Below are 12823 nucleotides of genomic sequence, written 5' to 3'. Positions count from 1 at the left end.
AATCCCTTGTAAAAGCTTTAAATTTCAATAAAATAAACAAACCATTCCCTTAAATTGTATAATGAAAACACTATAAGCTAACAAAGGGATAACCATGAAAAAACTATTCATCCCACTTTTATTATTCAGCGCTTTAGAAGCGAACGAGAAAAATGGCTTTTTCATAGAAGCCGGGTTTGAAACCGGGCTATTAGAAGGCACACAAACGCAAGAAAAAAGACACACCACCACAAAAAACACTTATGGGACTTATGATTATTTACCCACAGACACGATTTTAAAAAGAGCGGCTAATTTATTTACCAATGCTGAAGCGATTTCAAAATTGAAATTCTCATCCTTATCCCCTGTTAAAGTGTTGTATATTGGTGGTAAATTAACTATAGAAAACTTCCTACCTTATAATTTAAGCAACGTGAAGCTTAGTTTTACAGACGCTCAAGGCAATGTGATCGATCTAGGCGTGATAGAGACTATCCCCAAACACTCTAAGATTATTTTGCCCGGGGAGGCGTTTGATAGTCTAAAAGAGGCGTTTGATAAAATTGACCCCTATACTTTCTTTCTTCCAAAATTTGAAGCCACTAGCACTTCTATTTCTGATACTAACACGCAGAGGGTGTTTGAAACGCTCAATAAGATTAAGACAAATCTTATAATGAAATATAGTAATGAAAATCCAAACAATTTCAACACTTGTCCTTACAATAATAATGGTAATACAAAAAATGATTGTTGGCAAAATTTCACCCCACAAACCGCAGAAGAATTCACTAATTTAATGTTGAACATGATCGCTGTCTTAGACTCCCAATCTTGGGGCGATGCGATCTTAAACGCTCCTTTTGAATTCACTAACAGCTCAACAGATTGCGATAATGATCCTTCAAAATGCGTAAATCCCGGAGTAAACGGGCGTGTTGATACTAAAGTCGATCAACAATATATACTCAACAAACAAGGTATTATTAATAATTTTAGAAAAAAAATAGAAATTGATGCGGTTGTTTTAAAAAATTCAGGGGTTGTAGGGTTAGCCAATGGATATGGCAATGATGGTGAATATGGCACATTAGGAGTAGAAGCCTATGCCTTAGAACCCCAAAAACTCTTTGGCAATGACCTTAAAACCATCAATTTGGCTGATTTAAGGACCATCTTGCATGAATTCAGCCACACCAAAGGCTATGGGCATAACGGGAATATGACCTATCAAAGAGTGCCAACCGGTCAAAATGAAAATGGCAAGCCAAAAGATTCTGATGGTCTCCCCTATAATGTGTGTTCGCTTTATGGGGGTTCTAATCAGCCCGCTTTCCCTAGCAACTACCCTAATTCCATCTACCACAATTGCGCGGATGTCCCAGCTGGCTTTTTGGGGGTAACAGCAGCGGTTTGGCAGCAGCTTATTAATCAAAACGCTTTACCCATAGATTACGCTAATTTGAACGCTCAAACAAACTACAATCTAAACGCCAGTTTGAACACGCAAGATTTAGCCAATTCCATGCTTGGCACCATTCAAAAAACCTTTGTCACTTCTAGCGTTACCAACCACTATTTTTCAAGCGCTTCACAGAGTTTTAGAAGCCCTATTTTAGGGGTTAACGCTAAGATAGGCTATCAAAATTACTTTAATGATTTCATAGGGTTGGCTTATTATGGCATTATCAAATACAACTATTCTAAAGCCCTTAATCAAAAATTCCAGCAATTGAGCTATGGTGGGGGGATAGATTTGTTGGTGGATTTCATCACCACTTACTCCAATAAAAATAGCCCTACAGGCATTCAAACCAAAAGGAATTTTTCTTCCTCTTTTGGTATCTTTGGGGGGTTAAGGGGCTTGTATAACAGCTATTATGTGTTGAACAAAGTCAAAGGGAGCGGTAATTTGGATGTGGCTACTGGGTTGAACTACCGCTATAAGCATTCTAAATATTCTGTAGGGATTAGCATCCCTTTGATCCAAAGAAAAGCTAGCGTCGTTTCTAGCGGTGGCGATTACACCAATTCTTTTGTTTTTAATGAAGGGGCTAGCCATTTTAAGGTGTTTTTCAATTATGGGTGGGTGTTTTAAGTATAAAATCTATTAAGCGCGAAATCCATGACAGAAATAATATTTTTTTAAATAAAAGCCTTATTTTTGTCTTTTTTTCGTATAATAAGATTTAAGTTAGTATTGATAGTGGTGCGTTAAGGTTTTTCAAACTTGCGTGATCCAATCAATATTTCTTAATAAGATCATAGCTTTAATATTCAAAATAGTATAAAAAGGAAAGTTATGTATGCGGCTCATCCTATTAAACCCCTAAAAGCCCCCAAACTCAAAACTAAATTTTTAAGGCGTGTGTTTGCGGGTGCGTCTATTAGGCGTTGGAATGACCAAGCATGCCCTTTAGAATTTGTGGAATTAGACAAGCAAGCCCATAAAGCGATGATTGCGTATCTGCTCGCTAAAGATTTAAAAGACAGGGGTAATGACTTAGATTTGGATCTTTTAATCAAGTTCTTTTGCTTTGAGTTTTTGGAACGCTTGGTTTTAACCGATATTAAACCCCCTATTTTTTACGCCCTCCAACAAACGCACAGCCAAGAATTAGCCTCCTATGTCGCACAAAGTTTGCAAGATGAAATCAGCGCGTATTTTTCTTTAGAGGAACTCAAAGAGTATTTAAGCCACAGGCCCCAAATTTTAGAAACTCAAATTTTAGAGAGCGCGCATTTTTATGCGTCTAAGTGGGAGTTTGATATTATTTATCATTTTAACCCCAACATGTATGGCGTGAAAGAGATTAAAGATAAAATTGACAAGCAACTCCACAATAACGAGCATTTGTTTGAAGGGCTTTTTGGGGAAAAAGAAGATCTGAAAAAATTGGTGAGCATGTTTGGGCAGTTGCGTTTCCAAAAGCGCTGGAGCCAAACCCCAAGAGTGCCGCAAACTAGTGTTTTAGGGCATACTTTATGCGTGGCGATTATGGGGTATTTGTTGAGCTTTGATTTAAAAGCTTGTAAAAGCATGCGGATCAATCATTTTTTGGGCGGGCTTTTCCATGATTTACCCGAGATTTTAACCCGAGACATTATCACACCTATCAAACAAAGCGTTGCAGGGCTTGATAACTGCATTAAAGAAATTGAAAAAAAGGAAATGCAAAACAAAGTCTATTCCTTTGTGTCTTTGGGCGTTCAAGAAGATTTGAAATATTTCACCGAAAACGAGTTTAAAAACCGCTACAAAGACAAGTCTCACAAAATCATTTTCACTAAAGACGCTGAAGAATTGTTCACGCTTTATAACAGCGATGAATATCTTGGGGTTTGTGGGGAGCTTTTAAAGGTGTGCGATCATTTGAGCGCGTTTTTAGAAGCCCAAATCTCTCTTTCTCATGGCATTTCCAGTAACGATTTGATTAAAGGGGCTCAAAACCTTTTAGAATTGCGATCCCAAACGGAACTGCTTGATTTGGATTTAGGGAAATTGTTTAGGGATTTTAAGTGATTCATATATCTATTTAATAGCGTATTGGTTATAAAATCTAAAAAATACTCAAAAGTATTTTAATTTGATCATTTACGCTCAATGAGAGCAAAATCATTTGATTGGTTATTTTCAAGCACGCATCAAATAAAGCTTTTTCCTTTCACTTGAAGAAGCGATGTTGAGCAGTTGGCGGTATTTGGTGATCGTTCTTCTTACCATTTTCAAATGGAATTTTTCTTCAATGAGTTCTAAAATCTTAGCGTCGCTCAAAGGCTCTTTTTTGTCCTCGTTTTTAATCAATTCTAAAAGATAGTCTTTAATCACAGCGTTTGAAGTCTCGCTATTGTCTAAGGCAATGCTAAAGAAATGTTTAATAGGGAAAACCCCCCTTTCGCATGCCAAATATTTATTAGAAATGGCCCTTGAAATCGTGCTTACAGAGTGGTTAAACTCATTGGCTAAATCTAATAGCTTTAAAGGGCGTAATTCCTTACCCTTAAAAAAATCGTATTGATACTCCAAAAGCATCAGACCGATTTTATAAATCGTGGCCTTTCTTAAATTTAACGCGTCAATCAAATCTTTAGCCTCTTTTAATTTGTCTTTTAAATAATCGCTATCCTTAAAGCGATTTTCTTCTAAACTGATCGTCGGGTAGCTCTCATCGTTCAAACGCACGATGATTTCATTATCCACTTCTACAATAAAAAGTTCAGGAATGACTTCTATTTCTTTTTCTAAAAACTCAATGGCTGGGGGGTTTTTAAAGGATTTTAAAATCTTTAAAGCCTTTTCGTAATAAAAATCTTTAGAAAATTCATGGTGTTTTTCTAAATTTAAAATGATTTTTCGCGTTTCTTCATAAAGCTCGTTATTGTCCAATTCCCTACCCTCTAACTGGAATAAAAAGCTCTCTTTCACATCTTTAGCGCCAATGCCAGCGGGATTAAGGTAACTAAAACGCTTGCGCACTTTTTCATAAACTTCGCTCTCTACCCCTAAAATTCTAGCCCTTTCTTCAATGTTTTCTTCAAAATACCCTTCACTATCCAGCCCGCTGATAATATCCATAGCGATTTTTTGAGAGGTTTCAGTAGGAAAGAGAGGGGGAATGATTTGAGCTTCTAAGGTTTCAAAAAGGCTTTTAGATGCGATTGCGAAATTTTCTAAATGATCGCTGCTCTTTTTAGCGTTAAAGCGATCGCTAAAATTTTTGATGCGTTTGTTTTCAATTTTGATTAAGGGGTTATCTAAAGCGTTTTGTTTCAACACTTCTTCTAAATCTTCAAGCTCGCTTTGTAAAATGGGGAGCCACCCTTTTAAGGTAGCGTTTAATTTGTTTTTAGGGCTAAGGTTTGCGCGTAAGATCGCCATGTTTATACCTTAAAATTTTCCCCTAAATAATACTTGCGCACCAAAGCGTTTTCATAAATTTCATTAGCGTTCCCGCTCGCTAAAAGCGTGCCGCTTTTAATCACATACGCCCTGTGGCACACGCTCAAAGTCTCTCGCACATTGTGATCAGTGATCAACACACCAATGTTTAATTCTATCAAGCTTTCAATGATTTTTTGAATGTCAATCACTGCGATCGGATCCACGCCCGCAAAAGGCTCATCTAATAGCACGAATTTAGGGTTTTTCATTAAAGCCCTAGCGATTTCTACGCGCCTTCTTTCTCCCCCACTCAAGCTCATGCCCTTGCGCTCTCTTATGGCTTGGATATTAAAAGCGTCTAACAAGTTTTCCATTTTTTCTTCGCTCTCTTTAGAGTTTTTAAAAGTGCTTTCCCCCGCTAGGGCTAGATTCTCTTCCACGCTCAATTCTTTAAAAATGCTGGATTCTTGGGGCAAGTAGCCTATGCCTAAGTTAGAACGCTTGTGTAAGGGGTATTTAGCTAAATTCACATCGTTTAAATAAACGCTCCCCCCACTAGGCTCTAAAAGCCCGCAAATCATATAAAAGGTGGTGGTTTTACCCGCCCCATTAGGCCCTAAAAGCCCCACCACTTCGCCGCTTTTCACTTCTAAAGAAACATCTGAAACGATTTTGGTTTTTTTAATCTGTTTGTTTAAATGCTCTGCTTTTAAAATATCCATTCAAGCGGCCCTTTAAGCGATCTTTATTGTATAAAAACGGCTGGTTAATTCGGTTTTGATTTCTACAACCTTAATAGCTAAATCGTATTTTTTTAAAATTTTTTCTAATTTTTCATCGCTCCATTCCACAAAATGGATCCCCTTTTCTAACAAGCACTCCAACATGCCAAGCTCCAAGCAAGCCTCTAAATCGCGCATGTAAAAATCGTAATGGAACACGCTCTCGCTATAAGCATGCATCAAGCTAAAGGTTGGCGAAGTCGCTTGAATGTCTAAACCCAAGTGTTTCAAGCACGCTTGAACTAAAGTCGTTTTACCGCTCCCCACAACGCCTTTTAAAAGCACCACCCCCTTAAAATTATCTTTTAAAATTGCGGCCGCCACTTTGTCCAACTCGTCTAAATTCGCCCTCATAACAATTCCACGCTTTTGATTTCAAACTCGCTCTTAATTTCTTCAATCAGCTCAGAGTGGTTAGCCATGAATTCTTGCAAGGCTGTAGGGGTTTCTTTGGGTTGGGTTTCTTGAACCTCTTTAGTGTCGTTTTCTTTAATCTCTTTTTTAACCGCTTCTTTAGTTTCTTTTTCTTGCATTTCAGCCGTGGTTTCGGTGGTTGGTTTGGGTAAGATTTTTTCCTTTAAAGAAGAGATTTTAAAATCTTTAACCTCTTTAGTTTCTTTTGGAGCGCTTTTATTTTCTGAATGATTTTTTAAAGCGATTTTGATACTTTCGCCCTTGCCAAAAACCCCATCAACGATACTTTTCACGATTTTAAATCGTTCTCTTAAAAGCTCCTTATCTTTATTGGTGGCTAAAGACTCCCAAGTCAAGGTTTTAGTCTGGCTGTCAAAATCAATGAAACGGATATTTTTTTCAAACACCGCCCCCAATTCGTAGTTGCGCTCATAAACCAATGTTTGAACTTGCTTGAAAAGGTTGTGAAAAATGCGATCTTTGGCTGAAAGCATGGGAGTTTGCGGGGTTTCTGCGTTCTCTTTTTTTTCTGCACTTTCTTTTTTTTCTGTTCCCTCTATTCTTTCTGCTTGTTCTATTTTTTCTGTGCTTTTAGGTTCTTGTTTAGAGGCGTTATAGCTTATGCTAGGGTTTTGATTGAAAGGGGTTTGCTCTAATTCCAAAATCGCATCGTCTAGGGCTTTGAGTTTCAAAGCTTCTTTGAATTTCATTTTCAATAACAACAGCACAAAACTGGCATTTGCCCCTTCTTTTAAAAGGCTGAGACTACTCATAATGATTTTAAAAAAGCGCTCTATTAAAAGAATGGAATACGAATCAGGGCTTAACAATTTCGCTTTCAAAAAAAGCATCATTTCTTCTAAAACGCTCTCGGTTTCATAATTTTCTAAAATGGCATAACGCTCCTTTAATCGCGCTTCATCTTGGTTGATTAAACTTTGAAAAAAATCTTCTAAAACGCTTCGGTCAATCGCCCCTAACATTGCAGCCACCTTGCTTTCTGTGATAGCGTTATCGCAATAATTGATGGCTTGTTCTAAAAGAGTGATCGTATCCCTTAGGCTCCCTTGCCCGCTGTGAGCCAGTTTTTCTAACGCGCTACTTTCATAACTCACCTGTTCTTTTTCTAAAATGGTTTTTAAATGAGAAATAACGGAATTTTCAGGGATTTTTTTAAACCTGAAATGCTGGGTGCGGCTGAGTATGGTAGCAGGCAATTTCAAAGCGTCTGTTGTCGCTAAAAGGAATTTCACATGGCTAGGAGGCTCTTCTAATGTCTTTAAAAGCGCGTTAAACGCTTCGGTGGTGAACATATGCACTTCATCAATGATAAAGATTTTATAACGCCCAAAGCTTGGTTTGTAGCGCGTTTGCTCTATGAGGTTACGGACATCATCAATCCCCCTATTAGACGCCCCATCCATTTCTATAATATCTATGTGGTGGTTGTTTAAAGCGCTCTGGCATTGGATGCAAGTATCGCAAGGCACAGCCTTTGGCCCTGTTTCGCACATTAAAGCCCTAGCAAAAATCCTAGAAGAGCTGGTTTTACCCGAACCTCTTAACCCGCTGAATAAATAAGCGTTAGCCAAACGCTGGTTGTCTAGGGCTAAAGAAAGCGTTTTGGCCACGCTCTCTTGACCGACTAGCTCGCTAAAATGTTTGGGGCGGTATTTTAACGCTAAAACTTGCATATTGATTGTAATCCTTAAAACTCATTTAGGAGTATTGTAATGCAAAATGACTTAAAACTAGCCCCTTTTTAGGTTTTACTCAATAGTGCTAAAAAATCCCTAAATAAGGTAACGCTAAGCGTTCCCATGATAGCGGTTACAAAGAGATTCACCCCCATAAAGATTTTTTGGTTGTTTAAAAGTTTAGGGCCATAACGCAACGATAAAGTGCATAACAATAAAAGCCAAGAAAGAGCCGCCGATAAAGTGCCAGCTAGAAAGACAAATTTTTGAGCTAGGTTAAAAGATAAAGCGCTCGCGCCAATTAAAAACACCATTTCCAAATACACTTGAGGGTTGAGTAAGGTAACGCCTAAAGTGAATAATAAGGTCTTTTTTAAGGATAATTTTTTAGGGGTTTGGACTTGCTTCTTTTTAAAGGTTTGAAAAAGGGTTTTTAAAGCCAAAAAAGCGTAAAATCCGGTAAAAACCGCCCCAAATAGATTTAAGAATAAGCTCAAATAAAGGTTTTTCGCAAAATAAGCCCCCACGCCAAACACGCCCATGCTCATCAACACTATATCGCACATAAAACACAGAGCGCAAATCAAAAACACATAATTCCTAGCCATCCCCCTTTCCACAATAAACAAGGATTGCGCCCCCACCGCCGCGCACAAAGAAATCGCTAAACCAAAACCTTCTATAAAAACCACAAACATCTTGCTTAAATCCTTTCACTCAAAATAAGCCAAAAACTACCAACGCCATGCAAACCAATCATTCAAAAGGGTATTTTAAAATTTTAGGGTTTAAAACGACCTTTATAAATAAAAGTTAAATGATGATTGCACAAAATTTAAAAACCCCATTTTTACTACTCTTAGCGGAGTTTAATAGTGGGTTTAGATTAACATGCTAAAATGCAAAAATTTGCTAAAGTAGCAAAAATTTAGACAAAGGAATTGGGAATGAGAAAGAGTTTGGCTTTTTGCCTAGTAGCTTTGCTTGGATTACAGGTTTTAGGCGCTAGGGATTTTTCGCAACTCAAAGATAAGGAGCTTTTAGAATTAGCAGGCACTCTGCCTTCTAGCGAAGCGATTGATTATCGCATGGAAGTGTCCAAACGCCTTAAAGCCTTAAACGCTGAAGAGGCCAAGAAATTCCGCGCGAATTTCAGTCGGATCGCTAAAAAGAATCTTTCGCAAATGAGTGAAGAGGATTTCAAAAAAATGCGCGAAGAAGTGCGTAAGGAATTAGAAGAAAAAACCAAGGGTCTAAGCGAAGAAGAAATTAAGGCAAAAGGGCTTAATGTGAGCGTTTGCAGCGGCGATACGAGAAAAGTTTGGTGTAGGGCTGTTAAGAAAAAAGACGAACATTGTTCTCCTAAGTGAGATAAAATTTAATTTAAAAGGATAAAACATGAAAAAAGCGTTGAAAATACTTTCTATGAGCGCGTTATTGTTTGTGGCTCTAAACGCCAAAGATTTCAGTAAAACGAGCGATGAAGATTTGGCTAAAATGGCTGGAATTGTCGCTCCGCAGGATATTGTGGATTATAAAAAAGAGTTGAGAATGCGCATGAAAAAAATGCCTGAAGACAAAAGAGAAGCGTTCCATAAGCAGTTGCATGATTATGCGATTAAAAACACAGACAACATGACCGTGGCGGATTTTGAAGCCCATCAAAAAGCCGTTAAAGAAGCGCTTAAAAAAAGCAACATGAAAGGCATGGATGATGATTTGGGATTGAGATCATGCCATCATGGAAAAATGCATAAACACCACAAACATGGCGATCATGATAAAGCAAAAGGGCATGACAAAGAACAAGACAAAAAAGACCACGATCATGATGATCATGGCGAAGATAAAAAATAAAGCTTAAAACGCTCCCCTTTCTCCATCAAAGCTTCAAACCCTTTAAATAAAAATCCTATACGCTTTTTAAGCGTTTGGGGTGTGTGCTGTTAGTTATTGTATAAAATATTATTAGTAATTTGTATCTGTTGGTTTTTTAAGTAGAGTATTGTATAATTTTAGCCATTTAAATTTTTAATAAAGGATATTATATGGCTTATACATATAACCCAAATAATGAAATGAATATTTTAGGGCGAGTGTTTAACACTGCAGTGTTTAGTAACAACCCAGCCTTTGATATAACGCCTTTTGATTTAGGCGAGGAACAGATGAGCGTGGAAATGGAAGATGAGGTAGTCAAAAGGTTACCAACCGCCATGCAAACCGTAGCAAGCGTGAATATTTTCTTACCAATCACAATTAAAATCCCCATTCTTAAAACAAGCCCAGCGTATAAAACATGGCTTAACGCAAGGATGCGAAATCCTATTTTAGGCGGATGCACTTTAAAAGACGACACAGGGTTTCAGTGTGTGATAAAACAAGTCAGCTTGAGTTTTAAAGGCTTACCCAACATGAATGGTAATCAGCCAAGCGTGGGATTTACCATTAAAGGCGACTTCTACCCCCAACCAGATTAAAATACCAATCAAAAAATAAAAACCTAAAACCGCTTCAGCGTTTCAAACCATTCTAAAGAGCGTTTTAATACTCTTCAAACATTTCTTGGATTTTTGCCTTATCATTCGTTTTAGTTAGAGCGAGTTGTAAAAGCACCCTGGCTTTTTGGGGGTTTAAATTGTCGCTTGTGATGAAACCATAAGCCTTGTCATCAATCTCGCCTGAAGTAACTCCACCGCTGCCTACCCTGCTAGAACGAACGATTAAAACCCCCATTTGGCTCGCTTCTTGCATCGCTTTTAAAAACCCAGCGCTCACATTCCCATTACCCACCCCGGCTATCACAACGCCTTTTGCATGCGAGTTTAGACTCGCTTGGAATAAATCAGGGGTCATGCCGGCATGCGTGTAAATAATATCCACTTTAGGCAGGGGGGTTTTGAGTTGTGAAAGGGAAAATTCGCTCTCTGTGGTGTGTTTCCTCAAAGGCTGCATGTAATAGCGCGTTTTGCCATAATACACGCTCCCTATCGCACCGCTATTTAAGGCTTTAAAGGTGGAAGTGTGGGTGGTGTGCGTTTTAGCCACTTCCCTAGCGCTAAAAATATTATCATCCATCACCACCAACACGCCTTTATTCGCGCTTTTTTCATTAAACGCTACGCTCAGTGCGTTATACAAATTCAAAGCCCCATCCGCGCTCAAAGAAGCAGCATTACGCATCGCTCCCACCAGCACGACCGGTTTTGTGGAATGTAAAACTAAATTCAAAAAATACGCGCTCTCTTCTAAAGTGTCCGTGCCATGCGTGATGACCACGCCTTGAATGCGGCTATCATCTAGCAATTCTTGGGTGCGTTTGGCGAGCTTGAACCACACCTCTTCAGTCATGTCTTGTGAGCCGATGTTAGAAATCTGCTCCCCTTGAATGCGAGCGATCTTGTTGAGACTAGGGATAGCTTTAAGAAGCTCTTTGACGCCCAACTCACCGCTTTTATAACTACCTAAATTCGCGCTTGTGCCACTCCCTGCAATCGTCCCCCCTGTCGCCAGTAAAGCAATGGTGGGTAAATTTTGAGCCATAACCTGCCCCTTCAAACAAAATAAAAGAATCAACAATTTCAAAAATATTCTCATTATGGACCACCTTTTGAAATTAAAAGATTTTATAGTATAGTAAAACATCATTAAAATAAATTTAAAAAGGGTTAATAGTGGATGCCTTTTTTCAAATTGTAGTGTTACTTTTTTCGCTTTTTTTAGGGGCAAGGCTAGGGGGCTTGGGAGTGGGCTATGCGGGGGGCTTGGGCGTGCTTGTTTTATGCTTATTTTTGGGGCTAAATCCGGGCAAAATCCCTTTTGATGTGATTTTAATCATCATGGCAGTCATTAGCGCTATTAGCGCGATGCAAAAAGCGGGGGGCTTGGATTATTTGGTCAAAATCGCTGAAAGAATTTTAAGGAAACACCCTAAGCAAATCAATTACCTCGCGCCAAGCGTGGCGTATTGTTTAACGATACTAGCCGGCACTGGGCATACGGTTTTTTCCTTGATCCCGGTGATTGTGGAAGTGAGCCAGAGCCAAAACATCAAACCCAAAGCGCCCTTAAGCTTAGCGGTAGTTTCCAGTCAAGTCGCTATTACCGCAAGCCCGGTGAGCGCGGCGGTGGTGTTTATGAGCGGCATTTTAGAGCCTTTAGGAGCGGATTATTTGACCCTTTTAATGGTTTGGATCCCTACGACTTTTTTAGCATGCATGCTCACGGCGTTTATTATAGGTTTTACTGATTTAAAGTTAGACAGCGATCCGCATTATTTAGAGCGTTTGAAAGCGGGCAAAATTTCGCCCCCTAAAATCAAAGAAGAAAAAGAAACCTCAAAAAGCGCGAAATTATCGCTATGGATTTTTATCGGTGGGGTTGTAGCGATCGTTTTTTATGCGAGCGCGATTTCTAAAAATATCGCTTTAATTAGCCCGGTGATTTTAGGCAGAGATTACGCGATTGTGTCTTTCATGCTAAGCGTGGCGACTTTAATTGTGATTTTTTGTAAGATCAACGCTAATGAAATCGCTCATTCAAGCGTGTTTAAATCCGGCATGCAAGCATGCGTGTGCGTGTTAGGCGTGGCGTGGTTGGGCGATACTTTTGTGAGCAATCATATAGATGAAATCAAGCGATACGCTTCTTTTTTGATCGCTGATTATCCGTTTTTATTAGCCGTAGCGCTCTTTTTGGCTTCCATGCTTTTGTATTCGCAGGCCGCCACCTCTAAAGCGCTCATCCCAAGCGTGATCACAGCCTTAGGCGTTAGCGCTAACCACACGGAGCATTTGTATATTATCGTGGCTTCTTTTGCGAGCGTTTCGGCGTTGTTTGTGTTACCCACTTACCCCACTTTATTAGGAGCGATCGCTATGGATAACACCGGCACCACTAAAATGGGCCGTTATGTGTTTGATCATGCGTTTTTGATCCCTGGGGTTTTAGTCGTGTCTTTGAGCGTAGCGTTAGGGTTTGTTGCCGCGCCGTTAGTTTTGTAGATTTTATCACCAACGATAAAAAGCTTGGTGTTGCGGTTTGTCTAAACCCTCTTAAAAAAGAGA

At 39.1% G+C, this 12823-nt stretch carries 12 protein-coding genes; 6 read left to right on the top strand and 6 right to left on the bottom strand.

Translation table 11 applies throughout. From position 1 onward, the window contains the following. Positions 1-94 precede the first annotated feature (94 nt). Both QT76_RS00875 and QT76_RS00870 read left to right on the top strand, forming a co-directional pair. Positions 95-2080: a porin family protein gene (locus QT76_RS00875; protein ID WP_033616181.1), complete on the top strand. Its 1986-nt coding sequence runs from the start codon at positions 95-97 to the stop codon at positions 2078-2080. 204 nt (positions 2081-2284) lie between these two features. Then, positions 2285-3505 carry an HD domain-containing protein gene (locus QT76_RS00870; protein ID WP_033616180.1) on the top strand — a complete coding sequence of 407 codons (1221 nt, stop codon included), beginning with the start codon at positions 2285-2287 and terminating at the stop codon, positions 3503-3505. 111 nt (positions 3506-3616) lie between these two features. On the opposite strand, the gene QT76_RS00865 is transcribed toward QT76_RS00870, so the two are convergent. The 5 genes from QT76_RS00865 to QT76_RS00845 form a co-directional block, all read right to left on the bottom strand. After that, positions 3617-4861 carry an RNA polymerase factor sigma-54 gene (locus QT76_RS00865; RefSeq protein WP_033616179.1) on the bottom strand — a complete coding sequence of 415 codons (1245 nt, stop codon included), beginning with the start codon at positions 4859-4861 and terminating at the stop codon, positions 3617-3619. Positions 4862-4863: 2 nt separating this feature from the next. Beyond that, positions 4864-5586 carry an LPS export ABC transporter ATP-binding protein gene (lptB, locus tag QT76_RS00860; RefSeq protein ID WP_000353238.1) on the bottom strand — a complete coding sequence of 241 codons (723 nt, stop codon included), beginning with the start codon at positions 5584-5586 and terminating at the stop codon, positions 4864-4866. Between the two features lie 12 nt (positions 5587-5598). Then, positions 5599-6000, bottom strand: coding sequence for a tRNA (adenosine(37)-N6)-threonylcarbamoyltransferase complex ATPase subunit type 1 TsaE (gene tsaE / locus QT76_RS00855; RefSeq protein ID WP_033616177.1), 402 nt, complete (start codon positions 5998-6000; stop codon positions 5599-5601). Beyond that, positions 5997-7754, bottom strand: a complete 1758-nt coding sequence (locus QT76_RS00850) for a DNA polymerase III subunit gamma/tau (protein ID WP_033616176.1) — start codon at positions 7752-7754, stop codon at positions 5997-5999. Before QT76_RS00850 ends, tsaE begins: the two co-directional genes overlap by 4 nt. Positions 7755-7822: 68 nt before the next feature. After that, entirely contained in the window at positions 7823-8455 is a 633-nt protein-coding gene (locus QT76_RS00845; protein ID WP_033616175.1) for a LysE family transporter, read from the bottom strand. Between the two features lie 249 nt (positions 8456-8704). Here QT76_RS00845 and QT76_RS00840 point away from each other — a divergent pair, with 249 nt between their 5' ends. The 3 genes from QT76_RS00840 (at position 8705) to QT76_RS00830 (ending at position 10237) form a co-directional block, all read left to right on the top strand. Beyond that, complete coding sequence (locus QT76_RS00840; RefSeq protein ID WP_033616174.1) at positions 8705-9127, top strand: DUF1104 domain-containing protein; 423 nt, start codon at positions 8705-8707, stop codon at positions 9125-9127. A 28-nt stretch (positions 9128-9155) separates the two neighbouring features. After that, the gene (locus QT76_RS00835; RefSeq protein WP_033616173.1) at positions 9156-9614 is read left to right on the top strand and encodes a sialic acid-binding protein; all 459 of its coding nucleotides are present in this window, start codon (positions 9156-9158) and stop codon (positions 9612-9614) included. Between the two features lie 191 nt (positions 9615-9805). Further along, positions 9806-10237, top strand: a complete 432-nt coding sequence (locus QT76_RS00830; protein ID WP_033616172.1) for a hypothetical protein — start codon at positions 9806-9808, stop codon at positions 10235-10237. 64 nt (positions 10238-10301) lie between these two features. Here the strand turns inward: QT76_RS00830 and QT76_RS00825 are convergent, their stop codons facing one another. Then, entirely contained in the window at positions 10302-11354 is a 1053-nt protein-coding gene (locus QT76_RS00825; RefSeq protein ID WP_033616170.1) for a type II asparaginase, read from the bottom strand. Positions 11355-11428: 74 nt separating this feature from the next. Between QT76_RS00825 and QT76_RS00820 the strand changes: the two genes are divergently transcribed. Further along, positions 11429-12760: an anaerobic C4-dicarboxylate transporter gene (locus QT76_RS00820; RefSeq protein ID WP_080242393.1), complete on the top strand. Its 1332-nt coding sequence runs from the start codon at positions 11429-11431 to the stop codon at positions 12758-12760. Positions 12761-12823 lie beyond the last annotated feature (63 nt).

This window comes from Helicobacter pylori SA37A (assembly GCF_000476015.1).
Classification (GTDB): Bacteria; Campylobacterota; Campylobacteria; order Campylobacterales; family Helicobacteraceae; genus Helicobacter; species Helicobacter pylori_DB.
Note: the sequence above shows the minus strand (reverse complement) of the source record. Positions and strands in the feature narration are given on the sequence as shown.

Coding starts and splice junctions, on each gene's coding strand:
- QT76_RS00865 (WP_033616179.1), bottom strand. CDS start 4,861: ATGGCGATCTTACGCGCAAACCTTAGCCCTAAAAACAAATTAAACGCT.
- QT76_RS00830 (WP_033616172.1), top strand. CDS start 9,806: ATGGCTTATACATATAACCCAAATAATGAAATGAATATTTTAGGGCGA.
- QT76_RS00870 (WP_033616180.1), top strand. CDS start 2,285: ATGTATGCGGCTCATCCTATTAAACCCCTAAAAGCCCCCAAACTCAAA.
- QT76_RS00875 (WP_033616181.1), top strand. CDS start 95: ATGAAAAAACTATTCATCCCACTTTTATTATTCAGCGCTTTAGAAGCG.
- QT76_RS00835 (WP_033616173.1), top strand. CDS start 9,156: ATGAAAAAAGCGTTGAAAATACTTTCTATGAGCGCGTTATTGTTTGTG.
- QT76_RS00825 (WP_033616170.1), bottom strand. CDS start 11,354: ATGAGAATATTTTTGAAATTGTTGATTCTTTTATTTTGTTTGAAGGGG.
- QT76_RS00840 (WP_033616174.1), top strand. CDS start 8,705: ATGAGAAAGAGTTTGGCTTTTTGCCTAGTAGCTTTGCTTGGATTACAG.
- tsaE (WP_033616177.1), bottom strand. CDS start 6,000: ATGAGGGCGAATTTAGACGAGTTGGACAAAGTGGCGGCCGCAATTTTA.
- lptB (WP_000353238.1), bottom strand. CDS start 5,586: ATGGATATTTTAAAAGCAGAGCATTTAAACAAACAGATTAAAAAAACC.
- QT76_RS00850 (WP_033616176.1), bottom strand. CDS start 7,754: ATGCAAGTTTTAGCGTTAAAATACCGCCCCAAACATTTTAGCGAGCTA.
- QT76_RS00845 (WP_033616175.1), bottom strand. CDS start 8,455: ATGTTTGTGGTTTTTATAGAAGGTTTTGGTTTAGCGATTTCTTTGTGC.